This window comes from Streptomyces sp. G5(2025) (assembly GCF_049542075.1).
Classification (GTDB): Bacteria; Actinomycetota; Actinomycetes; order Streptomycetales; family Streptomycetaceae; genus Streptomyces.
The window spans coordinates 1,229,939-1,255,204 of record NZ_JBMUZT010000002.1 but is presented as its reverse complement, the minus strand read 5'-3'; the positions used below and the strand labels follow the sequence as shown (position 1 = coordinate 1,255,204).

The 25,266-nt window shown below is 71.0% G+C and carries 23 protein-coding genes and 2 pseudogenes; 8 read left to right on the top strand and 17 right to left on the bottom strand.

Annotated elements, in window-relative coordinates:
- Window positions 1-292: 292 nt before the first annotated feature.
- A complete protein-coding gene (gene proP / locus ACOBQB_RS06040; RefSeq protein ID WP_423590432.1) occupies window positions 293-1,684 on the top strand; it encodes a glycine betaine/L-proline transporter ProP in 1,392 nt (463 codons plus the stop codon).
- On the opposite strand, the gene ACOBQB_RS06035 is transcribed toward proP, so the two are convergent.
- A complete protein-coding gene (locus ACOBQB_RS06035; protein ID WP_423589365.1) occupies window positions 1,675-1,920 on the bottom strand; it encodes a DUF397 domain-containing protein in 246 nt (81 codons plus the stop codon). The genes proP and ACOBQB_RS06035 overlap by 10 nt on opposite strands.
- Window positions 1,920-2,744: a helix-turn-helix domain-containing protein gene (locus ACOBQB_RS06030; RefSeq protein ID WP_423589363.1), complete on the bottom strand. Its 825-nt coding sequence runs from the start codon at window positions 2,742-2,744 to the stop codon at window positions 1,920-1,922. Before ACOBQB_RS06030 ends, ACOBQB_RS06035 begins: the two co-directional genes overlap by 1 nt.
- 153 nt (window positions 2,745-2,897) lie before the next feature.
- Between ACOBQB_RS06030 and ACOBQB_RS06025 the strand changes: the two genes are divergently transcribed.
- A complete protein-coding gene (locus tag ACOBQB_RS06025) occupies window positions 2,898-3,404 on the top strand; it encodes an ATP-binding protein (RefSeq protein ID WP_423589361.1) in 507 nt (168 codons plus the stop codon).
- 194 nt (window positions 3,405-3,598) lie between these two features.
- Here ACOBQB_RS06025 and ACOBQB_RS06020 read toward each other — a convergent pair whose 3' ends face one another.
- The 11 genes from ACOBQB_RS06020 to ACOBQB_RS05970 all read right to left on the bottom strand — a co-directional run bounded on the left by ACOBQB_RS06020 (window position 3,599) and on the right by ACOBQB_RS05970 (window position 12,980).
- Window positions 3,599-4,207: a DUF2268 domain-containing putative Zn-dependent protease gene (locus ACOBQB_RS06020; RefSeq protein ID WP_423589359.1), complete on the bottom strand. Its 609-nt coding sequence runs from the start codon at window positions 4,205-4,207 to the stop codon at window positions 3,599-3,601.
- 334 nt (window positions 4,208-4,541) lie between these two features.
- Complete coding sequence (locus ACOBQB_RS06015; RefSeq protein ID WP_423589357.1) at window positions 4,542-5,000, bottom strand: hypothetical protein; 459 nt, start codon at window positions 4,998-5,000, stop codon at window positions 4,542-4,544.
- A gap of 92 nt (window positions 5,001-5,092) precedes the next feature.
- A complete protein-coding gene (locus ACOBQB_RS06010; protein ID WP_423589355.1) occupies window positions 5,093-5,917 on the bottom strand; it encodes an endonuclease I family protein in 825 nt (274 codons plus the stop codon).
- 186 nt (window positions 5,918-6,103) lie between these two features.
- Entirely contained in the window at window positions 6,104-6,526 is a 423-nt protein-coding gene (locus ACOBQB_RS06005; RefSeq protein WP_423589353.1) for an acyl-CoA thioesterase, read from the bottom strand.
- 73 nt (window positions 6,527-6,599) lie between these two features.
- Entirely contained in the window at window positions 6,600-7,250 is a 651-nt protein-coding gene (locus ACOBQB_RS06000) for a hypothetical protein (protein WP_423589352.1), read from the bottom strand.
- A gap of 31 nt (window positions 7,251-7,281) precedes the next feature.
- Window positions 7,282-8,187, bottom strand: coding sequence for a TIGR03619 family F420-dependent LLM class oxidoreductase (locus tag ACOBQB_RS05995; RefSeq protein ID WP_423589350.1), 906 nt, complete (start codon window positions 8,185-8,187; stop codon window positions 7,282-7,284).
- Between the two features lie 129 nt (window positions 8,188-8,316).
- Entirely contained in the window at window positions 8,317-8,910 is a 594-nt protein-coding gene (locus tag ACOBQB_RS05990; protein ID WP_423589348.1) for a histidine phosphatase family protein, read from the bottom strand.
- A gap of 107 nt (window positions 8,911-9,017) precedes the next feature.
- A complete protein-coding gene (locus ACOBQB_RS05985; RefSeq protein WP_423589347.1) occupies window positions 9,018-9,824 on the bottom strand; it encodes a hypothetical protein in 807 nt (268 codons plus the stop codon).
- Window positions 9,824-11,134 (bottom strand): VWA domain-containing protein, encoded by a 1,311-nt coding sequence (locus ACOBQB_RS05980; RefSeq protein WP_423589345.1) that lies wholly within the window; start codon window positions 11,132-11,134, stop codon window positions 9,824-9,826. The genes ACOBQB_RS05985 and ACOBQB_RS05980 overlap by 1 nt, the downstream gene beginning before the upstream one ends.
- A 269-nt stretch (window positions 11,135-11,403) precedes the next feature.
- A complete protein-coding gene (locus ACOBQB_RS05975) occupies window positions 11,404-11,544 on the bottom strand; it encodes a hypothetical protein (protein ID WP_423589343.1) in 141 nt (46 codons plus the stop codon).
- A gap of 218 nt (window positions 11,545-11,762) precedes the next feature.
- Window positions 11,763-12,980, bottom strand: coding sequence for a pyridoxal phosphate-dependent aminotransferase (locus tag ACOBQB_RS05970; protein ID WP_423589341.1), 1,218 nt, complete (start codon window positions 12,978-12,980; stop codon window positions 11,763-11,765).
- Between the two features lie 84 nt (window positions 12,981-13,064).
- Between ACOBQB_RS05970 and ACOBQB_RS05965 the strand changes: the two genes are divergently transcribed.
- Window positions 13,065-13,694 carry a winged helix-turn-helix transcriptional regulator gene (locus ACOBQB_RS05965; protein WP_423589339.1) on the top strand — a complete coding sequence of 210 codons (630 nt, stop codon included), beginning with the start codon at window positions 13,065-13,067 and terminating at the stop codon, window positions 13,692-13,694.
- Window positions 13,695-13,712: 18 nt separating this feature from the next.
- Here ACOBQB_RS05965 and ACOBQB_RS05960 read toward each other — a convergent pair.
- From ACOBQB_RS05960 to ACOBQB_RS05945, 4 genes and pseudogenes are all read right to left on the bottom strand, one after another.
- Window positions 13,713-14,609, bottom strand: a pseudogene (locus tag ACOBQB_RS05960) (aldo/keto reductase).
- A 215-nt stretch (window positions 14,610-14,824) separates the two neighbouring features.
- The gene (locus ACOBQB_RS05955) at window positions 14,825-15,409 is read right to left on the bottom strand and encodes a DUF6328 family protein (protein WP_423589338.1); all 585 of its coding nucleotides are present in this window, start codon (window positions 15,407-15,409) and stop codon (window positions 14,825-14,827) included.
- Between the two features lie 99 nt (window positions 15,410-15,508).
- Window positions 15,509-16,312 carry a hypothetical protein gene (locus ACOBQB_RS05950; protein ID WP_423589336.1) on the bottom strand — a complete coding sequence of 268 codons (804 nt, stop codon included), beginning with the start codon at window positions 16,310-16,312 and terminating at the stop codon, window positions 15,509-15,511.
- Between the two features lie 190 nt (window positions 16,313-16,502).
- Window positions 16,503-16,868, bottom strand: coding sequence for an STAS domain-containing protein (locus ACOBQB_RS05945; RefSeq protein ID WP_423589334.1), 366 nt, complete (start codon window positions 16,866-16,868; stop codon window positions 16,503-16,505).
- A 587-nt stretch (window positions 16,869-17,455) separates the two neighbouring features.
- Here ACOBQB_RS05945 and ACOBQB_RS05940 point away from each other — a divergent pair.
- The 5 genes and pseudogenes from ACOBQB_RS05940 to ACOBQB_RS05920 all read left to right on the top strand — a co-directional run bounded on the left by ACOBQB_RS05940 (window position 17,456) and on the right by ACOBQB_RS05920 (window position 25,242).
- Window positions 17,456-21,654: pseudogene (locus ACOBQB_RS05940) on the top strand (SpoIIE family protein phosphatase).
- Complete coding sequence (locus ACOBQB_RS05935) at window positions 21,654-21,941, top strand: STAS domain-containing protein (RefSeq protein WP_423589333.1); 288 nt, start codon at window positions 21,654-21,656, stop codon at window positions 21,939-21,941. The pseudogene ACOBQB_RS05940 and the gene ACOBQB_RS05935 overlap by 1 nt, the downstream one beginning before the upstream one ends.
- A 407-nt stretch (window positions 21,942-22,348) precedes the next feature.
- Window positions 22,349-23,851 carry a PP2C family protein-serine/threonine phosphatase gene (locus ACOBQB_RS05930; RefSeq protein WP_423589331.1) on the top strand — a complete coding sequence of 501 codons (1,503 nt, stop codon included), beginning with the start codon at window positions 22,349-22,351 and terminating at the stop codon, window positions 23,849-23,851.
- A complete protein-coding gene (locus ACOBQB_RS05925; protein ID WP_423589330.1) occupies window positions 23,848-24,255 on the top strand; it encodes an STAS domain-containing protein in 408 nt (135 codons plus the stop codon). Before ACOBQB_RS05930 ends, ACOBQB_RS05925 begins: the two co-directional genes overlap by 4 nt.
- 81 nt (window positions 24,256-24,336) lie before the next feature.
- Window positions 24,337-25,242, top strand: coding sequence for a HipA family kinase (locus ACOBQB_RS05920; protein WP_423589329.1), 906 nt, complete (start codon window positions 24,337-24,339; stop codon window positions 25,240-25,242).
- Window positions 25,243-25,266: the final 24 nt, after the last annotated feature.

Below are 25,266 nucleotides of genomic sequence, written 5' to 3'. Positions count from 1 at the left end.
CGGGATCAGGCCCCAAGTCCCGCGGAAGGGGGACTTGGGGCCATCGGCCGGAGGACCAATGGCGAGTGCCTCCCGGTCCGGGGATTGGCAGTGTTGATCGACACCCGGCAGGGCAGACGAATGATCATCAACGTGTGTCCGATACCGACCGAGTCCGACCGAGTTCGGTCGACGCCAACCGATTCCGGCCAAGAAAGTGACTGACTGCACCGTGAGCGCGCCCGAAACACCAGCAACACCCACACCGCCCGCTCCGGAAGCCGTCGCCCGCCACCGCACGCTCTTCCGCGCGATGTACCGCCGCAAGCACCCGCGCCTGCGCCAGTCCGACATCACCGTCACCGAGGAGGCCCAGGTCAAGCGGGCGGTGAAGGCGACCGCGCTGGGCAACGCCATGGAGTGGTACGACTTCGGCGTCTACGCCTACCTCGCCGTCATCATCGGCAAGGAGTTCTTCCCGTCCGGCAACGCCACCGCGCAGACCCTCTCCTCGCTCGCGACCTTCGCCGCGGCCTTCCTGGTGCGCCCCATCGGCGGCATGTTCTTCGGCCCGCTCGGCGACCGCGTCGGCCGCAAGAAGATCCTCGCGCTCACCATGATCATGATGTCGACCGCGACCCTCGCGATCGGCCTGATACCCGGTTACGCCTCGATCGGCGTCTGGGCGCCGGTCCTCCTGGTCCTCTGCCGCATGGTGCAGGGCTTCTCCACGGGCGGCGAGTACGGCGGCGCGGCGACCTTCATCGCGGAGTACGCACCCGACAAGCGCCGCGGCTTCTGGGGCTCCTTCCTGGAGTTCGGCACCCTGATCGGCTACACGGTCGCCGCCGTCCTCGTCACCACCCTCACCGCGCTGCTCAGCGACGACGCCATGCGGTCCTGGGGCTGGCGCGTCCCGTTCCTGGCCGCGGCCCCGCTCGGCCTCATCGGCCTCTACCTGCGGCTGAAGCTCGACGAGTCGCCCGCCTTCCAGAAGATGGAGGAGGGCGACGGCGCCGCCGCCGAACGCCAGAAGAAGTCCCTCAAGGAATCCTTCGTCGGCCAGTGGCGGGCGATGCTGCTCTGCGTCGCGCTCGTCGCCGCGTTCAACATCACCGACTACATGCTGCTGTCGTACATGCCGACGTACCTGACCCAGCTCGGCTTCGGCGAGACCGGCGGCCTGCTGTCCATCGTCGTCGTCATGCTGATCCTGATGGCGCTCATCAACTCGGTGGGCCGTCTCTCGGACCGCATCGGCCGCAAGCCGGTCCTGATGGCCGGTTCGGTCGGCTTCTTCGTCCTCGCGCTCCCGGCGTTCCTGCTGATCAAGCGGGGCGGCACGGTGGCGGTCTTCACCGGCCTGCTGATCCTCGGCCTCGCCCTGGTCTGCTACCTGGGCGTCATGTCCTCCTCGCTGCCGGCCCTCTTCCCCACGGATGTGCGCTACGGCTCGCTCTCCATCGGCTTCAACATCTCCGTCTCGCTCTTCGGCGGTACGACACCACTGGTCGTCGCCGCGCTGATCGGGGCCACCGGCAACGACCTGATGCCCGCGTTCTACACGATGCTCGCGGGCCTGGTCGGCATCGTCGCGGTCGCCGCGATGAAGGAGACGGCCCGCAAGCCCCTGGAGGGCTCCCCGCCGTCGGTGGCGACGGACGAGGAGGCCAGGGAGTTGGTGGAGGCCCAGCGTCAGCCGTGAGAGGTGTAACTCACGAACCGCGCCCAGGCGCGGGGCTCCAGCGCGAGCTGGGGCCCCTCGGGGTTCTTGGAGTCGCGTACGTGGATGGCGGCGGGGCAGGGGGCGATCTCTACGCAGTCGTCGCCGGAGCCGCCGCTGTAGCTGGACTTGCGCCAGGTGAGGGCGATTTCGACGCAGTCATCTCCGGAACCGCTGCTGTAACTGCTTTTGAACCAGGCCAGGTCGGGGGTGCTCATCATGCTCCTCGCATCCGCTTCAGCAGGCTCATCGAGTCTTCGAACGAGAGAGCCTGGGAGCGCATCTTGGCATACCGCATCTGGAGCGTGCTGACCACTTTCGGGTCGGAAATCAACTGGCCGCTCTCCTGCCCCTCAGCGTAGGCGAACCACTTGTTCTCCGGGCTCTCCAGCAATCGCATGGGACCGTCGAGCCCCGCATGGCTCTCCCCCTTCAACGGCATGATCTGCACCTCGATGTTCCTGTGCTCGGCGAGCGCCAGGACGTGGTCGATGAGTTCCATGGTGACGTCATGCCCACCCACGTGCCGCAGGAACAGGTGTTCCTCAAGGATGAAGCTGTACGCCGTGTTGGGCCGTTCCGTCAGCAGTCGCTGCCGCTCCATCCGGGCCACCAGCTTCTCCTCGACCTGCTCGTCGCTGAACGGTGGCAGCTGATTGGCGAAGAGCGTGCGGGCGTACGCCGGGGTCTGCAACAGCCCTGGGATCAACCGGCATTCGTACGTGTAGAGAGCGATCGCCTCCTTCTCCATATCGGCCCACTGCCGGAACCACTTGGCCAGCCCCGGCTTCCGCGTGAGCTGGTTCGCCGCGAGCCGCAGCGTGCCGAACGCGTCGAGTGCCGCCTCGCACCGGTCGACGAAACCGGGCGGTGGGAACCGCCTCCCCTGTTCGATGGACGCGAGGAAGTGCGAGGAGCAGCCGACCTCGGTGGCCAGCTCCTCCTGGGTGTACCCCGCGCGTTTGCGGAAGCTCTTCAGGACAGCGCCGAAGGTCTTCAGACCGTCCGACGCCTCGGGCTCTTTGCTGCTTGACGACATCATGAGTAACCCCCGACGCTCGCGTATCCGTCCCCGCCAACGCCTCAATGGTTACGCACCGTTACCCCGAATGTCTACCCTTCGTACTCGTACGCTTACTGAGCGTACGAGTTTGGGGTCTGGTGCATGGGGCCAGGATGGGTCACCGTGGAGGCCATGCTGACCCAAGCGCAACCCGCCACCGCGACGCGGGAATTCACGCAACGCCTCAGCGCGACGCCTCGGGGCGCCCGGCTCGCACGCAGGCTGGCCAGGTATCACCTGGACGGCTGGGGCATCACGTACGACAGCGAACTGTCCGACACCGCGGAGGCGGTCCTCGCCGAACTCGCGGCGAACGCGGCGACTCACGGCCGCGTGCCGGGCCGTGACTTCGAGGTCCGCCTGGCGCTGGGCGCGGATACGCTCCGTATCGAGGTGACCGACACCAGAACCGAACTCATGCCTCCGGAGACGCCCGAAATCCCGGACCCCGAGGGGGAGTCGGGCCGAGGGCTCGTGATCGTGGCGGCACTGGCCGGCCAGTGGGGTGTGGTGGCGCGGCAAGTCGGTAAGACGGTCTGGGCTCACCTGCCCCTGTCGGAGGCGGAGCGCAGGATCGTGGCGGCCGGCGCGGTGCCCGCCGCGGCGATGCCTGTGGCGACCCGAAGGGCGAGCCGGTAGCCGTCGGCGGGCAGGCGGCCGAGGAGGGCGAGGCCGAGCGTGATCAGGGCGAGACCCGCCGGCCGCGTGGGGTAGGGGCCGAAGCGGCCGGGCATCGCGCCGCCGACCCCCTACAGGGCGCGGGCCGCGATGCCGCACGGTACGCCCCTCCGGCTCACCGGCTGGGCCGAACGTCACCGCGTGACGATCGCGCGTCACGGGCGGCGTACGACGAGGAGCGGGGTCAGCCGGGCAGATCGCCGGTGTAACGGTAGATGTTCCCGGCGGAGTTGACGCCCCAGACGGTGCCGTCGGCGCCCGCGCCGATGGCCGAACCGCAGGTTGTGGTGGAGTTCGTGCACAGCGGTGGCCTTCAGCCGTTCCACGTTCTCGGGGAAGGGCCAGAGCGTGATCACGATGTGGCCCGAGATGCCGCCGAACCGGGTCACTCCTCGGCAAGGCCCCATGAAGTGTTCGTCACCCGGATCGCCGAGCACGAACAGTACGGTGATGTCCGGGGACCCCAGCCCCGGCGTCGCCTCCAGCAGTACGGCCAGAGCGTCGTCGAGGGCGCGTCGCATCCGCTCCCGGGCTCCGGCCGCCGCCAGGGTTTCGACCGCGTCGAGGCAACGCTCCTCGTCGCGGTCGATGGGGAACCCGGACGCTTCGAGGTGCATGGCCACCAGGTCGACCTCGCCGGGGTAGTGGCGGTACATGCCCCTGGTGGGCTCCAGCATCGAACGCAGCAGGTCAACGCGGTCCGCGACCGGGGCCAGCAGGATCCGCCTCATGGCGGTACAGGTGTCAAGAACAGTGATCGACATGGCCCCGATGCCAGAAGTTGACGTAGCGTCAAGGTCAAACGACCGGCGCTCTTCGTCGAGGTGCGGCCGGGATGTCCTCACCCGCTCCCGTCATGACCGGCGGTTCGCCGCTGTGATGGACTCACGCAACTTGGCCAGCCCGCTGATCCCGTGCGGTCCGGTCCGGCGTACGGGCGCGGGTGCCGCTCAGTCCAGGTAGCCGCCCGGCCACATATCCACGGAATCAGCAACACGCCCCGGCCCTCCAGACGCGGATCGCGCTCGACCGGACAGCCGACGGTGAGCACGGGCGACTCCCACACGGCCATCGGCCGGGTGCGACGAAATTCCGGTGCTACCTACGGAGGTCGCCGCCCAGGGCGGTCAGCGCGGTGACGTCACCACGGGCCAGCTCCGCGCCCGCCGACAGCCGTCCGCCGCTCGCCGACAGCGGGGCCAGTTCGTGACACAGACGGCGTCGCGGCGTCGCGAGCGCCTGCTCGGTGCCCGCCTGGAGGCGGTCGGGGCCGTCGGGGCGGTCGGGGCGGTCGGGGCGGTTCTCGGCGGGCGGAGTGAGGAAGTCCGGGAAGTAGGCAGCGGCCGGCACCAGGCGGGTCAGTGCCGACGCCGCCTCTCGGGCCGCCCCGCCCCGGCGGATCAGCCCGCCGGCCGTCCGCCGCCACGGGCCGAAGGTGAGCGCGCCGTCCCGCTTCTGCAAGCGGCACAGACCGCAGACGATCTCCCACAGCGGGTCCGGACGGCGGGCGGTCCGCACGTTCTCCAGGTCACTGCCGGTGAAATGGACGCGCAACACGGCTGCCCTCGTTGGCCATCGACGCTCAACGAAGACCCCTGCCACACCCGATGCCCCGGACAAGACCGGTCGGCCACTCCCGCGGCGCGACGTCACCAGACCTCTTCCACCCACTCCGGGTGGTCGATGAACGGGTTCCGGTTGTGCTGGAACTTGTCGAATATGACCTGGTTGCGGTTCTTCTCGAACGCGTCCGGCGGGTCCTCGTCGCTCCACTGCTTCAGCACCGGCAGGCGGCCGATGGCGGGCGCGCTGCCGTTGGCCACCTTGTCGTTGGGCTCCAGGTCGGGGAAGCCGTCCCCGCCGTCGTAGCGGACGGCCATGTAGAGGATCATGCGGGCCACGTCGCCCTTGACCGCGTCGCGTGGCTCGAACGAGTCGCCGTCGGTGAGGTTGCCCGGGGCCCCGGAGACGGCGCCGCCGCCGTTGTCGAAGTCCTTGTTGCCACGGATGCTGTTGACCGTGACGTCCTCGGGGCGCAGGTGGTGGATGTCGGTGCCGGGCCCGGTCGCCGTGCCGAAGTCGCCGTGGGACTTGGCCCAGACGTGCTCGCGGTTCCAGTCGCCCTGGTCGCCGCCGCTGCTGCTCTTGCTCCGGGAGGTGCCGGTGTAGAGCAGGATGACGTTCGAGCTGTTGGCCGGATCCTGGTCGGTGGTCTTCAGGGCGTCCCAGACCTGGCTGTACGACAGTTTGGTCTGCTTGCTGATAATCGTGTGCAGGGCGGACTTCAGTGCGGGGCCGGTCTTGCCGAGCGCGTCCTTGTAGTACGTGTCGTCGTAGTACGTGCTGGCGTCATACGTGTCGCCATGGGCGCCGGCGGCCGTGGTCGCCGTGGCCGTGGCGGGCACGGTGATGCCGACGAGCGCGGCGGCGGTCAGGGCGAGGGGTTTCCAGCGGCGTACGCGCGGCACGGGCATGTGGGGTGTGTCCTTTCCCGGAGGCCCCGCGCGCCGAGCGCCCACCGAACGGGCGCGCGGTCTACGCGAGTTGACTGTTCTCTCACCGGGAGAGTGGCACGGATGTGCGTACGCCTGTGTGAATGCCATGGGTCGGTCGGGTAAAGATGTCATGTACGCGCTACGCGTCCACGTGGGTGCGGCGCGTCAGAGTCCGAGCCGGGCGGGGTCGGCCGCCAGGGCCCGGAAGCGCTCGCGCGGCTCCGCCACCATCCGTCGCTCTTCCAGGTCGAGCAGCCCGCCCACGCTGGAGACCGTCGCGGCGACCGTGCCGTCCGCCTTGGTGATGGTCTGCTCGACGCGGAAGGTCTTTCGCTCACCCCATACGAACGCGCAGCTCACCGTCGTCTCGTCACCCGCGTGCAGCTCGGCGAGATAGCGGATGGTGCTCTCCAGGACGACCGGGCCGACGCCCTCCGCCAGGAGGTCGGCCTGCGCGATGCCGGACGCGCGCAGCAGCGACCAGCGGGCGTGCTCGGCGTACTGGAGATACACGGCCTGGTTGAGGTGGCCTTGTGAGTCCGTCTCGTATCCACGGACGCCGACGCTCACGGAAAAGGGCTCTGCCATGGTGTTCCCTTCGCTGGACTACTGGATGTCGCTGGACTTCTGGATGAGGTGTCACATCTGGCGCGAAACGCGTTCATGTGCGCCTCGGCGAAGCCAGGAGATAGCGGGCGCCACGAGGCCCGGCGTGCTCGCCGACCTGCCAGCCCGCCCGCTCCAGGGCCGCCGCACAGGCCCGCAGGCCATCCGGGGACGGCTCGCGCACGGCGACGGCCTCGGGCTGCGGGGTGCCCGACACCTCGTAGCCACCGTGTCCCTGGTCGTGGGCCGGGCGGGCGGGCCGCAGGCCTGCCGCTTCCAGGGCCAGGGCCGCCGCCTGCACGAGATGCGTGCGCTCCCATGCGCAGGGGCGGTCGCGGGCGCCGTCGGGGTTCGTCATGCGGCGCAGCTCGACCAGGCCCTCCCAGGCGCTGCGGACCTCCCGCGCGCGGGCGGGGCCCTCGCTCCCGGTCACGGACGTCTCCGTGCCGGTGCGCGCGGCGAAGACGCCGGGGGCGGCAGCGGGTTCGGCCGGGGCCGCGGCGGGCTCCGGCGGGCGCGCGGCGGCCTCGTCCCGCAGGCGATGACCCGCGGGTGTCAGGAAGTACGCGTGCGGGGGCCGGGGGTGGCGGAAGGCCAGGCGCGCCCGCACCAGGCCCGTCAGCTGGGCCTCGGTCCCGGACAGCCGCCCGGTGACCGGGTCCGCCGCCTCGATGATCCGTCGCTGCGTGGCCGTGGGTGGCTTCACTGGGCACGCACCCCTTTCCGCGTCGGAACCGTCAGTTGGTACCGATGGTGCCCTGTGCCACTGACATCAGGAGCTCCAGCACCCGCCGGTCCTCGTCGGCGCCCGCCCGCTCGCCGGGGGAACCGGGGTAGGTGTCCAGCAGTACGTCCGTGGCGCCCAGCTCGGCGAGGGTCTCCAGGTCGCCGCGGATCTGGTCCACGGTGCCGTGCCCGAGGGGACGGTCGGACGTGTCGGCCCGCTCCCCGAGCCGGATCTGGAGCCGCGGCGCGAGGTCCGGCACCGGGCGGCCCGCGGCCTCGGCCTCCGCCGCGATGCGGGGCAGCGCGGAGGTCAGCGCGTCCCGCGTCGGCATGAACGGATGCCAGGCCTCGCCGAGCCGGGCCGCGCGGCGCTGTGCCGCGGGGGAGTTGCCGCCGACCCAGACCGGCAGCCGGGGGCGGGTCGCGGGGGCAGGAGCGGTGCGGACGCCCTCGTACGAGACGTAGGCGCCCCGGAAGGACGTCGGGTCCTCGCGCCAGGCGGCGCGGATGGCGGTGAGGTACTCGTCGGTGATCGCGCCACGCTCGCGGAAGGGGATGCCCAGCACCTCGTACTCGGCGGCGGACCAGCCCACTCCGGCGCCGAGGATGAACCCGGCGGCGTTGAGCCGGTCGATGTTGGCGGCGAGCCGCGCGGTCTGCAAGGGGTGCCGGTAGGGGATCACGGTGATGGTGGTGCCGAGCCGCAGCCCCGGCACGCGCCCCGCGAGGTGCGCGGCGAGCACGAACTGGTCGTAGAACGGCGCCGGATAGACCTCGTGGACGTCCGGGGTCACCGCGATGTGGTCGGAGATCATCGCGAACTCGAAGCCGAGTTCCCGGGCGTCGCTCGCCTGCCGGACGAGGGAGTCGGGGGTGGTGCCGGAGCCGAAGTTGAGGAGATTCACGCCGTATCGCATACGGGCAGTCTTGATGATCAAGAACGTCCCTGTCGAATGCCGGCGTCTTCGTGAACGGGTGACTGACCGGGGGCGGTTGGCGGTGGGGCCGTGACGGCCGTTGTGGTCGTTGTTCGCCCCGATCCCGCTCTACGGCCGTAGGTTCCAGCTCGCCACCACCGGGCGTCCATGCTCCGTGCTCAGCCGGCTGACCGTGCCCGTGGCCAGGAGGAACATCGAGCCGCCCGACGCGGGCAGGCCCAGGCGGCGTGCCGTCAGGACGCGCAGGAAGTGGCTGTGGGCGAAGAGGACCACGCTGCCCTCGTTGTTGGCGAGCGCCGCGTCCACCTTGGCCAGCATGCGGTCGGCGCGCTCGCCGACCTGCTCCGGGCTCTCGCCGGGGTGCTCCGGCGGGCCGGGCGCGACCCCGTCGGTGAAGAGATACCAGTCGGGCCGCGTGCGGTGGATCGCGACGGTCGTCACGCCCTCGTACCCGCCGTAGTCCCACTCGCGCAGATCCGGGTCGACGTACGCGTCCGGGAACCCGACGAGCTCCGCCGTCTCCCGCGAACGCCGCAGCGGGCTCGTGAATGCCGCCCCGATCCGGAACCCGCCGACGAGCGGGGCGAGCGAGCGGGCCTGCCGCCTGCCGTTGTCCGTGAGGGGGATGTCCGTCCAGCCGGTGTGCTGCCCCGAGAGGGACCACTCCGTCTCGCCGTGCCGGACGAGGAGCAGATCGCCCATGGTCGCGCCATTCCTGTTCTTCCGGTGGTGGCCGGACCGTGCGGTCCGGCCACCACCGAGACTGCCACGCCGCGCGGCTCACCCGCGTGGCGGCCCCGCCGGGACGGCTACAGGCCCTGCGGTACCCGCGCGGGACGGCCCGAGCCGCGGGTCAGGGCGTATCCGCCGACGCCGGCGAGCGACGCGAGGATGCCGCCGGCCGCCGTCCAGATCCAGCGCGAGGACCACCAGCCGGAGGCCCAGCCGTCCTCCGGCTCCGTGGCGGCGGCGGGCCGCTGCCGGTCCGAGCCCGCGCCCGGCACCAACGGCTCCCCGAGCGCCCCGTCGACGGCCTGCGCGCCACCCGCGTCGGTCGTCGTCACCTTCGTCTCGGCCCGCACCGGCAGCCCCAGGTCGTCGGCCTTCAGGCCGGTGACCGTGAGCCGCAGGTAGTACGTGCCCGGCAGCGGATCGTTCGCCCACTGCTCCGACCAGGCCCGCACGGTACGCAGCGTGCAGGAGAGGGAGACCGACCCGGTGTCCGGCGCCACCGTCTTCTTCGGCGTGCCGAGCCGGCAGGCCTGGCGGCGCCGCAGACCGTCGTACACATCGACCTGCCAGGTGGAGGCCGCGTGCCGCGCCGCCGCGTCCGGCAGCTTCACCGTGGCGTGCACGGTGGCCCGCTGCCCGGTGTCGACGGGGAACGCCCAGTACAGGTAGTCGCCCGTGGACGCCTCCGCGGTGGCCTCCTGGTCGGGGCGGATCGCGGTGGCGGTACGGAAGGACGTGCCCGCCTCGGTCGGCGTGTCGCCGTCCGCCTTGTCGCCACCGTCGGCGGCGGCGGCTCCGGGGAAGGCCAGCAGGGCGGCCGCGGCCAGCAGAGCCGCCCGCCCCCACACACGTGACACACGTGTCGTACGCGTCGAACGGTCCATCAGTTGGTCCTCCAGACCGCGAAACGCCAGCGCGAGAGCCAGCCCCAGACCAGACCGGCGACGAAGCCGACGAGTACGAGCAGACCGAGCAGCCACCAGCCGTGGCCGAGCCCGAAGGCGGCCACGTCCGAGGCCTCGTCGGGGGAGTCGACCAGGTCGACGGCCAGCTCGACCGGCAGGCCCGGCGTCCTCTTCACCGACGCGGGCGCGGAGAAGGAGTTGCTGACACGCAGACAGACAGTCTCCGTCGCCCCGTACTTGTCGGCCCCGTCCATGTCGTCCGTGTCGTCCGCTTCCGGCCTCGGATAGCGCAGACCCGTCGAGATGACGTCGGTACGGCCGTCACCGGACTCCTGGCCGCGTACGATCTCACGCCCGCCGGGCGTCTCGGCGCGCAGCAGCACGCCGTACTCCTGGTTGACGGCGCGGTCGGCCGACACGCTCACGGAGGCGCGCAGCTCCTTGCCCGCGGGCACGTCCACGCGGTACCAGCGGTGCTCGCCGAACTCCTCGCGGTCGGTGTAGAGGCCGGACTTCAGCCGGGGCGCGTCCGTGCACCGCGCGGCGCCCTCGGCCTCCACCGGGGTGACCACCGGATCGGCGGCGCGGTCGATCAACTGCTTGACACGGCCCGCCAGTTCGTCGGTGTGCCGGATCGAGGTGTACGTCCCGCCGGTGGCCTCCGCGATGCAGCTCAGCTGGTCGCGGGTCTTGGCGTCCGGCACCAGGCCGAGCGTGTCGATGGTGAGGTGGATCCCCTTCGCGGAGATCTCCCGCGCCACGACACACGGGTCGAGCGGCCGGCAGGTGTCCTCGCCGTCGGATATCAGCACGATGCGGCGGCTGCGCTCGGCGGTGTCGTCCGTCAGGTCGTCGGCGGCCTTGAGCAGCGTCGGGCCGATCGGTGTCCAGCCGGTCGGGGCGAGGGTCGCCACGGCGGTCTTCGCGTCGGTGCGGCCCGCCTTGTCGAGCCGCTCCACGGGGTAGAGCAGCTCGGTGTCCTTGCAGCCTGTCCTGCGGTCGTCGCCGCGGTAGTTGGCGCCGAGGGTACGGATGCCGAGCGCGACCTCGTCCGGGGTCGCGTCCAGGACTTCGTTGAACGCCTGCTTGGCGGCGGCCATCCGGGACTTGCCGTCGATGTCGCGGGCCCGCATGGACCCGCTGACGTCGAGCACCAGCTCGACCTTGGGCGCGGGGCGCGCCGGTCCGTCGTCGTCATCGGCGGCAGCGGGGCCTGCCGTGACGACCCCGGCGGTCAGGGCGGCGAGCAGGGCGATGACCCAGGCCGCCGGCCGTTTTCTTGTGATCATCGCCGGATCCTATTGATCTTGCCCCCCATCCCCCAAAACGACGGCCCAGGAAGGGGCACGGGGACGGCCCACCGAGGCCGCGGCCCCGCCAGGGGCACGGGGAACTGCGCGCCCCGTCACGACAAACCCGCGGCTTCGGACGGCCCGCTGGTCCGCGCCGCCACGCAGCGCGGCCACCGCCGCCGCGCACCCCGCCACGCTGCCGCCCAGGACGGCGACCCCGCCCCCACGCATCATGCGGGCCATCCGGCAGCGGGGCCGAGCGCCTGTCAGCGCAGCAACACGCCCCGCCCCGCGAAGAACGGCTCGAACTCGGCGGCGGACATGGCCGCGGTGCGCGTCACCGCGTCGACGCCGGACGGGTTGTGGAGGTGCAGCCGCCCGTCGGCCCGGCGGCCGGTGAGCAGCACCAGGTGGCCGCCCCGGCCCGGCGCGGGGAGGTGCGGGCGGCGGATCTCGAAGTGCGAAGGGGGTGTGGATCATCCCCCGGATGACGCCGTCGGCCTCGGCGTAGGCGCCGTACTTCAGCGCTCGGCTGGACCAGCGGCCTTCATCTGCGGGCCGGTTGTGGCTGGTCGCGCAGTTCCCCGCGCCCCTTTCGGGGCGCGGCCGCGCGGCCTCCGGCATGTCACAGACCCTGGCGGTATCCGCTCAAGAAGCGGCCGATGCGGCTGATCGCCGCGTCGAGGTCGTCGGCGTGGGGGAGGGTGAGGATACGGAAGTGGTCGGGGCGGGGCCAGTTGAAGCCGGTGCCCTGCACCACCTGGATCTTCTCCTGGAGGAGGAGGTCCAGGACGAACTTCTCGTCGTCGTGGATCGGGTGGACCTTCGGGTCCAGGCGCGGGAAGGCGTACAGCGCGCCCTTCGGCTTGACGCAGGAGACGCCGGGGATCTCGTTCAGCTTCTCCCAGGCCCGGTCCCGCTGCTCGTGCAACCGCCCGCCGGGGGCCGTGAGTTCGCGGATGGACTGGCGGCCGCCGAGCGCGGCCTGAATGGCGTACTGCGCGGGCGCGTTGGGGCACAGCCGCATGGAGGCCAGCATCGTCAGGCCCTCCAGGTAGTTCCGCGCGTGCTGCTGCGGCCCCGTCACGACCAGCCAGCCCGAGCGGAAACCCGCCACCCGGTACGTCTTGGACAACCCGCAGAAGGTGAGGACGACGAGGTCGGGCGCGAGCGCGGCGACGCTGTGGTGGACGGCGTCGTCGTAGAGGATCTGGTCGTAGATCTCGTCGGCGAAGACCATCAGGCCGTGCCGCCGGGCGAGGTCGAGGATGCCCTCCAGGATCTCCTTCGGATAGACCGCGCCCGTCGGGTTGTTGGGGTTGATGATCACGACGGCCTTGGTCCGGTCGGTGATCTTCGCGGCCATGTCGTCGAGGTCGGGATACCAGTCCGCGGACTCGTCGCACACGTAGTGGACGGCCTTGCCTCCGGAGAGAGTCGTCACGGCCGTCCACAGGGGGAAGTCGGGCGCCGGGATGAGGACTTCGTCGCCGTCCTCCAGCAGCGCCTGCACGGCCATGGTGACCAGCTCGGACACGCCGTTGCCGAGGAAGACGTCGTCCACGGAGACCTCGTCGAGGCCGAGCGCCTGGTAGCGCTGGGCGACCGCGCGGCGGGCGGACAGGACGCCGCGCGAGTCCGTGTAGCCGTGCGCGCGCGGAAGCATCCGGATCATGTCCTGGACGATCTCCTCGGGCGCCTCGAAACCGAAGAGCGCGGGGTTGCCGGTGTTGAGGCGCAGGACGCTGTGGCCCGCCTCCTCCAGGGCGTTGGCGTGCTCGATGACGGGGCCCCGGATCTCGTAACAGACCTCGCTGAGCTTGCTCGACTGCCGGAACTCCATGCGGTGCGCCTCCCGTGACGTGAGTTACTTGGTTTTACCAAGTCCCGCCTTGGAAAGTCCAACAACCTGTCTAGACTGCGTCCCATGTCACCTCGCCGAAGCTACGACCAGTACTGCGCCGCGGCCCGCGCCCTGGACGCCGTGGGCGACCGCTGGACCCTCCTGGTCGTCAGGGAGCTGCTGGTCGGCCCCCGCCGCTACACCGACCTGCACGCCGACCTGCCGGGCGTCAGCACCGACGTCCTCGCCTCGCGCCTGAAGGACATGGAGCAGCAAGGCCTGACCACCCGCCGCCGCCTGCCCCCGCCCGCGGCGGCGTACGTCTACGAACTCACCGAGCGCGGCCGGGCGTTGCTCCCCGTCCTGGAAGCCCTCGCCGGATGGGGAGCGCACGGCCTGGCGGAACGCAGACCCACGGACGCGGTACGCGCCCACTGGTTCGCCCTGCCGCTGCTGCGGCGCCTGGCGGGGGCCGGGCTCGAAGGCGTGGTGGAGGTACGGCTCGACGAGGGGCACTTCCACGTACGCCTTGGCGGCGCCGGAAGCTACGGCGACGGACCCGCGCCGGACGAGCCGGACGCCCGCGTCGCGCTGGACGCCGGAACGTGCGTGGCGCTGAGCCGCGGCGAGCTCACCGTCGGGCAGGGCGTGCGGGAGGGCCGGATCGAGGTCTCCGGCGATTCCGTCCTCGCCAAGGCGCTGCGCGCGTCGTGACGCCACCGGCCCCGACGGTCAGGGCAGGGGGCCGCCCCGGGCGGTGACCCACAGCTCGTACCACTCCTCGTGGGTGAGTTCGGGATCGCGGCTCACGGCGTCACGGCAGGCGAGGATGCGTTCGGGCCGACTCGTACCGATGACCGGGGCGATCCGGGCGGGATGGCGCTGGAGCCACCACAGCAGGATCGTCTCCGGTGTCGTCCGCTTGCGTTCGGCGAGATCGGCGACGAGCTGCCTGGCCGGCGAGTCCTGCGTGCCGGTGTAGCGGCCCCGCGCGAGGGCGCCCCAGGCCTGGAGCTGGATCTTGTGGGCGTGGCAGTACTCGATCGTCCCGTGCGGAAAGCCGTTCGCCGCCGCGGCCGGCGTGTTGACGAGGACGCCGGCCTCGACCCAGTCCCGGTCGGCGAGGCTCATCTCCAACTGGTTGGCCACCAACGGCACATCGACGTACGCCTGGAGGCGCGCGATCTGCGCGGCGCTCATGTTCGACACCCCGAAGCGACGCACCAGGCCCTGCCCGTGCAGCGAGGCGAACGCCTCCGCGATCTCCTCCGGGTCCGCCAGCGGGTCGGGCCGGTGCAGGAGCAGTACGTCGATGACGTCGGTGCGCAGCCGGGAGAGGCTCTCCTCGACGCGCCGCACGATGCTCGGCCCCCGCAGGTCCTACATGCCGGGCAGGCCGTCGGCTGCCTGCCGGATGCCGCACTTGGTCTGCACGACGACGCGCCCCCGCAGCTCCGGCGCGCGGGCGAGCAGTTCACCGAAGACCGCCTCGGACTTGCCGTGCCGGTAGATGTCCGCATGGGCGAACGCCGTGATGCCGATGGCCGGCGCCGCCTCGACGGCGGCCTCGGCGTGCGCGATGTCCGAGGCGGTGTACGGAGCGGTGTCCCGGGCCCCGCCGAGCCCCATGCACCCGTACAGCGGCCGGCCCGCGGGCGCGGCGTTCTGCGAAGTCATGCCTGCGCCTTCCGTCTGCGTGGGGAACGTCCGTGAGGAACGTCCGTGGGGTACGTCCGTGGGGTACGTCCGTGGGGTACGTCCGTGGGGTACGTCCGTGGGGTACGTCCGTGGGGAACGTCCGTCAGGAGCGTCCGTGGGACCGTCCGTGAGGAACCCGCCGCGCCCTAGGCGTCGTCGGTAGGGGACCGCCGAGCGGCGCGGCGCCGCAGGGCGAGCGGCAGCGCGAACCAGCACACACCGAACCACAGCATGACCGCCCCGACGAGTACTTCGGCGAGGGCCCCGGTAACTGTCACGCGGAGGATCAGCAGCAGTGTGCAGCCGATGGTCAGCGCGAGGAGCACCATGCCGCACACCACCAGACGGCCGGCCACCGCCACGAGATCGTCCTTCATCCGCTGCCCCGACAGGAAGCGGTGGAGGGAGACGGGCGCTATCAGGGCGCCGGTGGCCGCCGCGCCCAGCACCACGGTGACGACGTAGGTGGCGCGGTCGAAGGTCTCCAACTCCCGGAACAGCGGGGTGAAGGCCACGCTGAGCAGGAAACCGAAGAGGATCTGCACGCCCGTCTGCGCGACCCGCGTCTCCTGCAGGATCTCGTGCCAGCGCCGGTTGACCCGCTCGCTCGCTGTCTCCGGCGCCTCCTCGCCGGGCCCCTGTCCGCGGCGCCCGGGGCGACCGGGGCGCTCGTGGCGCGGACAGCAGGCCACGTCACCCGCCGGCTCCACCGGCTGCTCAGTCATGGTCATGGCATCCTCCACCTCCCAGACGCTCAGCTTGCCCCGTCCTGAACCGGCCATGCACGCACGGCCACTCGCTCGGCGACGCACCGTGCGCCGCCGAGCGAGTCACTGGGCCGCGAGAACCTCTGCCGCCATCTCGTACTCGGTGGCCGATCCCGGCGGCGCGGTCACGCGGAACGGCTCGCCGAAGTCGCTGAACGACTCATCGAGGTCTTCGGCGGGGTTGGTGACCCGCAGGAGGAACGGAGTGCCTTGGGCGGCGACGTGGAACTCCACCGGCTCCCCCTCCCACTCGTACGTGATCTTGGTCGTGGGCCGTCCCCGCGTCTTCACCAGGCGCTGCGTCGGGGTGACCTCCCTGAGCTCGTCCAGGGAGGGCAGCCGCTCCTTCAGCCAGTCCCGCCGGGTCTTCGACGCGCACATGTCGCGCATGATGCCGTGGACGCCGGCGTTACGTTTCACCCACCGGTCAGCCATCACCTTCACACGTACCGGGTCCTGCTTGGCTTCGGGCGACAGCATGAGTGCTTCCTTGCTGCCGCGTGTGTAGAGCGCCGACGGAGTGACGACCCAGTCCAGGCTCTTGGCGCCCTTCCGGGCGTGTGTCCGGCATGCCGTCATGTCGCCGCGTACCGCGCTGTGCATGACGGTAGTGCCCTCGGTTCTCATCCGCCGGGTCGAGCGGAGGTAGTCCTGACCGAGCGTCACGTCGATCGCCTTGCCGATGAGCTTGGCGGCTCGGGCGCCGTCGGCGGCCGACGGTTCGGCGCGGGCTGCTGTGCGGTTCGCATGCGCGTGTCCGCCGCTGGAGCCGCACCCGGCCGCTGCGACGAGTGCGACGGCCGCGGCCGCGACAGCTGCCGTCGGTCTTTGGGCACGCCGTACGAGCGTGCCGGTGATGCTGGTCATCGAGTTCCCCCTGGGAGCACAACAGATGCTGCAGCCATGATCCACCGTCTTCGGCGGCCGGTGACGATGGCCTCCGGATCAGGCCGAGCTCGCCACCCGCGGCTTCCGACTGAAGGTGCCCCTCGGTCTCGTCACGCCGGCGTAGCTGGTTCTCCGCAGGGGGAATCGGCTCTGACGCCTCCACCCCTCACTACTGCTCGCCGTGGCTCAGCGTGGCGAGGGCGTCGTCGGCGGTGGGGTGGACGCTGAACACCTGGTCAAGGCCGATGATGTGGAAGATGCGGGTGAGTTCCCGGCTGAGTCCGGCCAGGCTGAGGGAACAACCGGCGGCCTCTGCGCGGTGGTAGGTGGTGACGAGCACGGTGATGCCGGTGGAGTCGCAGTAGGTGAGACCGGAGAGGTTGATCACCAGGGCGGAGCCTGGGGCGAACGGAACTTTCTGCAATGCCTGGGCGAGTTCGGGTGCCGTGTGGTGATCGAGTTCACCGGCCACCGTCAGCAGGACGATGCCGGGGCGGTGGATCTTCTGGTCGACGGTCAGGGCGGGCTCGGTCACCGGTTCTCCTGGTGGGGTGATGCGGGCGGTACTGGCACGGACAGGGCATGGCGGCCCGTGGGCGGGGACGGCGGAGCGTCGATCATAGGTTCGGCGTCGGCCCGCCGGACGCGTTCGCCGGCGATGCACGCGGGGGCAGCCGATCGGCGCTTGTCGGCGGAGCCGAAGCGGCACGGGCGCGGAGAAGCGGATGCTGTGCCCACCGCGCGCCGGCCCGGTCAGTGAGGGAGACGGATTCGACGGAACCGTGACCAGCCGCGTCCGCGAGTGCGTTTGTGCCCGCGGCCATACGTCTGTCCTCGCCGGAGGGGGAGCGAGGGGACGTATCGGCGTACGTGAGGTCATGGCGACCGCCCCCGCGTGAGTAGTGCCGTCACCATACCGAGTGACGATGCTCCGTCGGGCCGACCTATCCTACGGGCGGCCGGCATCGACAGGAGCAGCGCGGGCACGGTATCGGTGGAAGAACGTGCCAGGGCCGGCGCTCCCGTACCGGCCTGTTCGATTCCGACGCCCCGCGTGGAAGACGTGGGACGTATGGGTCGGCCCGGACCCGCTCAGCACGGTGGCGGGGCCGGGTGGCGTGGATGAAAGGGTTTCCTGTGACGCGTTCCGCGGGGGCTGAACGCCGGCCGCCGACTTCGGCCGCCGATGTGTTCGCAGCCGGTGTGTTCGCAGCCGATGAGGCAGTCGGCGGTGATCTCGCCGCGGTGGACTGGACCGCGACGCCGTTGGGGCCACCCGACCGCTGGTCCCAGAGCCTGCGGACAGCGGTGGACATCCTGCTCTCGTCCCGGTTTCCCATGTGGATGGCGTGGGGCCCCGACCTGACGTTCTTCTGCAACGCGGCCTATCGCCGGGACACCCTCGGCCAGAAGTACCCATGGGCCCTGGGCCGTCCGGCCGACGAGGTGTGGGAGGAGATCTGGGGGGACATCGGCCCGCGCATCCAGACTGTGCTGAACACCGGGAAGGCCACCTGGGACGAGGCCCTGCTGCTGTTCCTGGAGAGGTCCGGATACAGGGAGGAGAGCTACCACACGTTCTCCTACAGCCCTTTGCGGAACGATTCCGGCGTGGTGGTCGGGATGCTGTGCGTGGTCAGCGAGGAGACCGAACGCGTCATCGGTGAACGGCGGATGGCGACGCTGCGGGACCTCGGTTCGGATCCGAGTGTCGTGCGGACCGAGGAGGAGATGCTGGCCCTCGCCGGTCATCAGCTCGGCCGCAACCCGCACGACCTGCCCTTCACACTGACCTATCTGTTCGATGCGGACGGCACCGCGCGGCTGGCCGGTTCGACCGGCCTGACCGTCGGACACCCCGCGGCGCCCCCCGTTCTCGCAGCCGACAAGGACAAGGATTCCGTGTGGCCGGTCGAGGCGCTGGCCCGCGGAGAGTCCACGGCCGTGGACCTGGACCGTGCCCCGTTCACCGACCTGCCCGCCGGGCCGTGGCCGAAGCCGCCTACCAGGGCGCTGGTCGTACCCCTTCTCCAGCAGGGCAGCCACCCCTACGGGTTCATGGCGGCCGGGCTGAACCGCTACCGCCCGCTGGACGCGGAATACGGCGGTTTTATCGAACTGGTCGCCGGCCACCTCGCGGCCGGCATCTCCAGCGCGCGCAGCTACCAGGCCCAGCAGCAGCGCGCCGAGGAACTGGCGGAACTGGACCGGGCGAAGACCACGTTCTTCTCCAACATCAGTCACGAGTTCCGCACACCGCTCACCCTGATCATGGGCCCGGTGGAAGAGCTCCGCGCACAGCTCGACGACGCCGACTCCCGGCTGCGCGAAGAACTGGCGGCCATCCACCGCAACGGTCTCAGGCTCGGCAAGCTCGTCAACAGCCTGCTGGACTTCTCCCGGATCGAAGCCGGACGCATGCGGGCCCGGTACGAGCCGGCCGATCTGTCGGTGGTCACCACCGAGCTGGCCAGCGTCTTCCGCTCGGCCGTGGACAAGGCCGGCCTTGCCTTCGACGTCGACTGCGCCCCGCTGGACGAGCCCGTGTACATCGACCGGGACATGTGGGAGAAGGTGGTCCTCAACCTGCTCAGCAACGCGCTGAAGTTCACCTTCGCGGGCTCCATCCGCGTCGCGGTCAGCGCCGAGGGCGACCACGCGGCCGTCACGGTCGCCGACACGGGCATCGGGGTGCCCGCCGAGGAGATGCCGCGGCTTTTCGAGCGGTTCCACCGCATCGAGACATCCCGCTCCCGTTCGAACGAGGGCAGCGGCATCGGTCTCGCCCTGGTCAAGGAACTCGTCGGCCTGCACGGCGGCACGATCACCGCCGAGAGCGCGGCGGAGAAGGGCACCACCTTCACCATCCGGTTGCCCTTCGGTTCCGCGCACTTGCCCGCCGACGCCCTCGCGCCGTCCGCCTGCGCCCGGGCGGTCTCCTCCACCGCCGAGCCGTACGTCCTGGAAGCACTGCGCTGGCTGCCCACGGGCGCTTGCGAGCCGGACCTGCCCGTAGTGACGGCACCCGACAGCGCCAGGGCCTACGCCGTCCGGCCGACCGCCGCATCGGCAAGAGTGCTGGTCGCCGACGACAACGCCGACATGCGCGAGTACCTGAGCCGCATCCTGCGGGGGGCCGGACACCGGGTGGAGGCGGTCTCCGACGGATACGAAGCCTTGCGTGCCGTCCGCACCGACCTCCCCGACGTCGTCGTCAGCGACGTCATGATGCCCCGCCTGGACGGGCTGTCCCTGGTGCGGGAGCTGCGTACGGACTCGCGTACCGCGGCCGTGCCCGTCCTGCTGCTCTCCGCGCGGGCCGGGCAGGAGGCGTCCATCGAGGGTCTGGAGGCGGGCGCCGACGACTATCTCGTCAAACCCTTCGCCGCGGCGGAACTGCTGGCACGGGTACGGGCCAATGTGGAACTGTCCCGGCTGCGCACCCACCACGCCCGCTGGCGGACCGCGCTGATCGACTCCCTCCAGGAGGCCTTCTTCGTCTGTGACGAGAAGGGCGCCGTCGTGGAGATCAACGCGGCGTTCACCGACATCCTCGGGTACGGGCCCGAAGAGCTGCCCTACGCGCCGATCCACCCCTGGTGGCCGGAGTCCGGCAGCGATCCGGACGCCCATCAGCGGGTGGCCGAGGCTTTCGCGGGTCTGATGAATGAGGGACACGGCCGCTACACCATCCCCGTCACCCACCGTGACGGGCACCGGCTGTGGATCGAAGCCGCCTTCAACCAGGCACAGGACCCCAACACCGGTCACCGCGTGACCGTCGGCACCTTCCGGGACGTCACCGCCGAGCACTACGCCATCCAGCGCGACAGCGCCCTGGCGGCGCTGAGCCTGAAGGTCTCCCAGGCCACCAGCCTGTCCGAGGCGCTGACCGGCGCACTGAGCGAGCTGAACCGACTGTGGCGAGCCGAGCAGGTGATGGCCGTCGTCTTCGGCCATCACTCGGAACCCGAACTGACCGCGACAGCCGCCACACCGGACTGGCAGGAGCTGCCCGTCGAGCGGCGCGAGGCGCTCATCGCCCAGCGCGGGCGCCCTTTGCTGACCCCCGTCGCCGAGCACTGCAGCGCGGGCATCACCGTGGAGCACCCCGAGGGCCCCATGGTCCTGTGGGTGGACCTGGGCCCGAACAGGCCCTTCACAGACGAGGACCAGCTGCTGCTGTCACTCCTCGCGGGGCGTCTCGCCCAGGGCCTGGTCCGCGTCCATCAGATCGACCAGCAGCGCGAGACCGCCCTCGCCCTGCAACGGGCCATCCTGGGACCCTCCTGCCTGCCCGAGGGCTTCGCCGTCCGCTACGAACCGGCTACCCGGCCCCTGGAGGTGGGCGGTGACTGGTACGACACGGTGCCGCTGCCCGACGGGCGGATCGGCATCGTCGTCGGCGACTGTGTCGGCCGGGGGCTGGCAGCGGCCACCGTCATGGGTCAACTCCGGAGTGCCTGCCGGGCCCTGCTCCTGCAAGACGCGAACCCCGCCCAGACCCTCATGGCCCTGGACCACTTCGCCGCCGCCATCCCGGGCGCGCTGTGCACCACGGTCTTCTGCGGCGTACTCGACCCCGAGGCCGGCCGGCTGATCTACTCCAGCGCCGGGCACCCGCCGGGCATCCTCGCCCTCCACGACGGCACCACCCGCCTTCTTGAGGACGGACGGTCCATCCCACTGGCCGTCCGCCCGGGCAGACCACGCCCCGAGGCGGAGTGCACCCTCCCCTCCCGCGCCACCCTTCTGCTGTACACCGACGGCCTTGTCGAACGCCGCCGCCGTTCTTTGAGGGCGGGCATCGACGAGGCGGGCAAGGCCGTCCAGAACGGCAGGGACGTCGCCGTGGACGACCTCGCGACACAGGTCATGACCCACCTGGCCCCCGAGAACGGCTACGACGACGACGTCGCCCTGCTGTTGTACCGGCACCCCGCCCCGCTGGACATGACCTTCCCCGCCGAGTCCGCGCAGCTCGCGTCGGTCCGCAAGACCCTGCGCGCCTGGCTCGAACGGTGCCGGCTGCCCCGCAGACCGCGCAGAACGTCCTGGTCGCAGCCGGGGAAGCCTGCGCCAACGCCATCGAGCACGGCCACCGCCACACCCCGGGCGCCCCCGTTCACCTGCGGGTCGAGGCATACGTGGACGGCCTGCGCCTGGTCGTCGCCGACACCGGACAGTGGAAGCCCCCCGAGCCGGGGGCGAACACGCACCGCGGGCGCGGCATGACTCTGATGAAAGCCACGATGGAGCACGTCACCGTCACCTCCGACTCCACAGGTACCACCGTCCACATGCACACAAGGATCTCGTGATGACCACCCCGCTCACCCTGACCCCCGGTCGGCGGCCCGATGGCACCGCACTGCTGACAGCCGTCGGCGAGATCGACATGACCAACACCGACGCCCTCGCCACGGCACTGGATACCGCGCAAGAGCCGGTCGTCCTCGACCTCACCGGCGTGGAGTACCTGGACAGCGCCGGTCTCGACGTGCTGTTCTCACGCGCCGACCGCCTCCAGCTCGTGGCCACTCCCCTCCTCGCTCCCGTACTGACGATTTCCGGACTCACCGACCTCACCACCGTGCACGGTCTGTGACCCACGTGGAGGTGACACCGAGCCGGAACGGACGCTGCGTACGGAGGCACCAGCTGCGCGATCTGGTGTGACGAACCCAACGTCGCGCATCAGTTCGAAGCCATCGACGGCCTGGATCAGCCCCCGATCATGAGCACGGCGAGCCGGTCGAAGAACGCCCTCGACAGCGCACGGGCCTCTTTCGGGGCCACTGGTGAGGGTGGGCGACCTCGGGCGGAACCGTGACGCGGTTCTCCGCCGTCGACATCCGCTGTCCCCCGGCAAGCCGATGGACGCCCGCCTGCCGGCCTCACCCCATCCCTGCACGCCGGGACCGCATTGGCCATGGAACGGGGGTTCCCTTTAGGCTGCCCCGGTTCGCGCCGCGCCCGTCGGCCGGATGGACCGGATGGAAAGGCAGCAGGCCGATGCCCCAGCAGGTTTCGGTACCCGAGGAAGACGCGGGGCGAGAAGAACTCAGCCGTCCCAACGCAGTCGCCGATCCCGACACGGAAGTCGGGCGGATAGCGGCGGTACGCCGCTACAGCATCCTCGACACCCCGCCGGACGGAGCGTTCGACCGCGTCGCGGCGATGGCCGCCCGCCTCTTCGACGTGCCGGTCGCGACGGTGACGATCGTGGACACCGACCGGATCTGGTTCAAGGCCGCCCACGGACTGGAAGATGTCAGCGAGATCGGCCGGGACCCCGGCCTGTGCGGCTCGGCCGTCCTGCGCGACGACGCCCTGGTCATCCCCGACACCCTCCTCGACGACGTCGCCCGGGGCAACCCCCTGGTGACAGGTCCGCTGGGAGTGCGTTTCTACGCAGCCGCCCCGATCACCACCGCGGATGGACACCGGCTGGGCACGGTGAACATCCTGGACACCAAGCCGCGCTCCATCACCGAGGACGACACCGCCACCCTCGCCGACCTCGCGGCGATCGTGATGGACGAACTCGAACTGCGTCTTGCCGCGCTGGCCGCAGTGCGCCATGAACAGGAGCGGCGGCTGGCGGAGAGCTGGCACGCCGAGATCGAGCACGAGCGGGCGGAGGCGGAGCGCAAGGCACGCGAGCAGGCGGAGAAGGACAAGGCCGCCATCGCCGCGTTCGCCTCCACCCTCCAGCGCACCCTGCTGCCCCCGTCGCTGCCCGCGGTCCCAGGGCTGGAGCTGGCCTGCCACTATCACACCGCCTCCGTCCACGACGTCGGCGGCGACTTCTACGACGTCTTCCCTCTCGACGCCGGGCGATGGGCGTTCTTCCTCGGAGATGTGTGCGGCAAGGGAGCCGAGGCGGCGAGCGTGACCTCACTGGCCCGCTACACCCTTCGCGCGGCAGCTCACCACGAGTCCGACCCGGTCGCCGTGCTGGGTGCGCTGAACACAGCCCTGCTGACCGACGCGGCGGCCGGCAGCCGCTTCTGTACCGCCGTGTTCGGGCTGCTCACCCGGCAGGAGACAGGCGGCTTTCACATCACGGTCGCGACCGGTGGGCACCCCCCGGCCTACCATCTGCGGCCGGCGGACGACGAAACGGGCGTGTGGGTGAAGGCCGTACGCCCCAAGGGGGGCATGCTCATCGGCGCCTTCCCCGAGGCGCCCTTCGCCCAGACGAGCTTCTCCCTGGCGCCGGGCGAGGGGTTCCTGCTGTACACCGACGGTCTGACCGAGGCCCGAACCAGCGACGGGACCATGCTCGGCGAGGAAGGACTCACCGCCTTCCTTCACGAACAGACCGGCCCGACCAGCGCCACGACTCTGGTGGACAACGTCGTCGCCCTGCTGGAAACGATGCCGGACGGCGACGGAGACGATGTCGCACTGCTGGCCCTGTCCGTCCCCAGGCCGGACACGGTCGACGCCCCCGGCGTATCCACCACTGCCCACACCACCGCCCTTCCCCAGCTCAGCGGTGAGGAGAGATGACCACACCGACCGATGACGCGCACCTCAGCGTCCAGCACACCTCCGGTCCTCTCGCGGTCGCCGTCGTCACGGGCGCGATGGAACGGCATACAGCCTCCGCCGTACGCAGCACGGCACTCGACGTGATCAACCAGGGACAGCCCCACCTCATCCTGGACCTTACGGGCGTCACCTTCTGCGACTCCTCCGGCCTCAGCGCGCTGATCGGCATCTGGCACGGGGCGAACGACGCGGACGGCTCCCTTGCCCTGGCCGCCGTCCCCGCCCGCTTGATGCGCATCCTCACGCTGACCGGAGTCGACACTTTGATGCCCATCCATGCCACGCCCGCGGACGCGCTCGCCGCTCACCGGGCCACCCGCCGCACAGGCGGCGGCGAGAAGGCGCTGCCGCGCACTCTCTGATGGTCCGGGCACCCTCGGCCACTATGCTCACGTCATGCCGGAGGCCGGAAGCAAGGGGGAACAGATGGGTGGCCTGAGAAAATGCTGAAAGAGGTCACCGCGACCCGCTACATCGAGCCCCTGCACACCGGCGGCTCCGTCCCCGGCGTCGTCGAGGCCGACGATCTCGGTACGTACGTCGTGAAGTTCACCGGATCCGCCCAGGGCCGCAAGGCGCTGGTCGCCGAGATCGTCGTCGGAGAGCTCGCACGCCACCTCGGTCTGCGCTTTCCCGAGCTGGTCCTCGTCCACTTCGACCCGGCGGTCGCCGGCGACGAGCCGCATCAGGAGGTCCAGGACCTGCTGCGCGCCAGCGCGGGCCTCAACCTCGGCATGGATCTGCTGCCGGGCGCGAAGGACTTCACCCCGGAAGCCATCGACGTGGATCCGCTGGAGGCCGGCAAGGTCGTCTGGCTCGACGCCCTCACGGCCAACGTCGACCGCACGGTGCACAGTTCCAATCTCATGGTCTGGCCCACCTTCGGCACCCGGCCGCCGAAGCTGTGGCTCATCGACCACGGCGCCGCCCTCGTCTTCCACCACCGCTGGGGCGCGTCGGCGCCCGACAAGGCGTACGACTTCCGCCACCACGCCCTCGGCGGCTACGGCCCCGACATGGCCGCCGCCGACGCCGAACTGGCCCCGCTCGTCACGGAGTCCGTGCTGCGCGACATCGTCGGCCTCGTCCCGGAGGCCTGGCTCGCCGACGAGTCCGGCTTCGCCTCGCCCGACGAGGTGCGCGAGGCCTACGTCGGTCACCTCCTGGCCCGCGCCCGCTCCTCCGCGGCCTGGCTGCCCACCGGCTTCCCCACCCGCGGCGAACTGGCCGCGGCCGACGCGCGCCGCGCCGCCGCCACGGAGGCGGGCCGCCCGGCCTGGCTGAAGCGGGTCCCGGACCTGCACGGCAAGCCGGCGGCGAAACAGGACTGGTCGACGCACTCGGGCTGACGGCGCGCGCCCGCCGGGGGAAGG

Coding starts and splice junctions, on each gene's coding strand:
- ACOBQB_RS05920 (WP_423589329.1), top strand. CDS start 24,337: ATGCTGAAAGAGGTCACCGCGACCCGCTACATCGAGCCCCTGCACACC.
- proP (WP_423590432.1), top strand. CDS start 293: ATGTACCGCCGCAAGCACCCGCGCCTGCGCCAGTCCGACATCACCGTC.
- ACOBQB_RS05965 (WP_423589339.1), top strand. CDS start 13,065: ATGTCACCTCGCCGAAGCTACGACCAGTACTGCGCCGCGGCCCGCGCC.
- ACOBQB_RS06030 (WP_423589363.1), bottom strand. CDS start 2,744: ATGATGTCGTCAAGCAGCAAAGAGCCCGAGGCGTCGGACGGTCTGAAG.
- ACOBQB_RS05930 (WP_423589331.1), top strand. CDS start 22,349: ATGCCCCAGCAGGTTTCGGTACCCGAGGAAGACGCGGGGCGAGAAGAA.
- ACOBQB_RS05925 (WP_423589330.1), top strand. CDS start 23,848: ATGACCACACCGACCGATGACGCGCACCTCAGCGTCCAGCACACCTCC.
- ACOBQB_RS05990 (WP_423589348.1), bottom strand. CDS start 8,910: ATGGGCGATCTGCTCCTCGTCCGGCACGGCGAGACGGAGTGGTCCCTC.
- ACOBQB_RS06035 (WP_423589365.1), bottom strand. CDS start 1,920: ATGAGCACCCCCGACCTGGCCTGGTTCAAAAGCAGTTACAGCAGCGGT.
- ACOBQB_RS06025 (WP_423589361.1), top strand. CDS start 2,898: ATGCTGACCCAAGCGCAACCCGCCACCGCGACGCGGGAATTCACGCAA.
- ACOBQB_RS05995 (WP_423589350.1), bottom strand. CDS start 8,187: ATGCGATACGGCGTGAATCTCCTCAACTTCGGCTCCGGCACCACCCCC.
- ACOBQB_RS05970 (WP_423589341.1), bottom strand. CDS start 12,980: ATGGAGTTCCGGCAGTCGAGCAAGCTCAGCGAGGTCTGTTACGAGATC.
- ACOBQB_RS05950 (WP_423589336.1), bottom strand. CDS start 16,312: ATGACCAGCATCACCGGCACGCTCGTACGGCGTGCCCAAAGACCGACG.
- ACOBQB_RS06010 (WP_423589355.1), bottom strand. CDS start 5,917: ATGCCCGTGCCGCGCGTACGCCGCTGGAAACCCCTCGCCCTGACCGCC.
- ACOBQB_RS05980 (WP_423589345.1), bottom strand. CDS start 11,134: ATGATCACAAGAAAACGGCCGGCGGCCTGGGTCATCGCCCTGCTCGCC.
- ACOBQB_RS05935 (WP_423589333.1), top strand. CDS start 21,654: ATGACCACCCCGCTCACCCTGACCCCCGGTCGGCGGCCCGATGGCACC.
- ACOBQB_RS05955 (WP_423589338.1), bottom strand. CDS start 15,409: ATGACCATGACTGAGCAGCCGGTGGAGCCGGCGGGTGACGTGGCCTGC.
- ACOBQB_RS05985 (WP_423589347.1), bottom strand. CDS start 9,824: ATGGACCGTTCGACGCGTACGACACGTGTGTCACGTGTGTGGGGGCGG.
- ACOBQB_RS06005 (WP_423589353.1), bottom strand. CDS start 6,526: ATGGCAGAGCCCTTTTCCGTGAGCGTCGGCGTCCGTGGATACGAGACG.
- ACOBQB_RS06020 (WP_423589359.1), bottom strand. CDS start 4,207: ATGTCGATCACTGTTCTTGACACCTGTACCGCCATGAGGCGGATCCTG.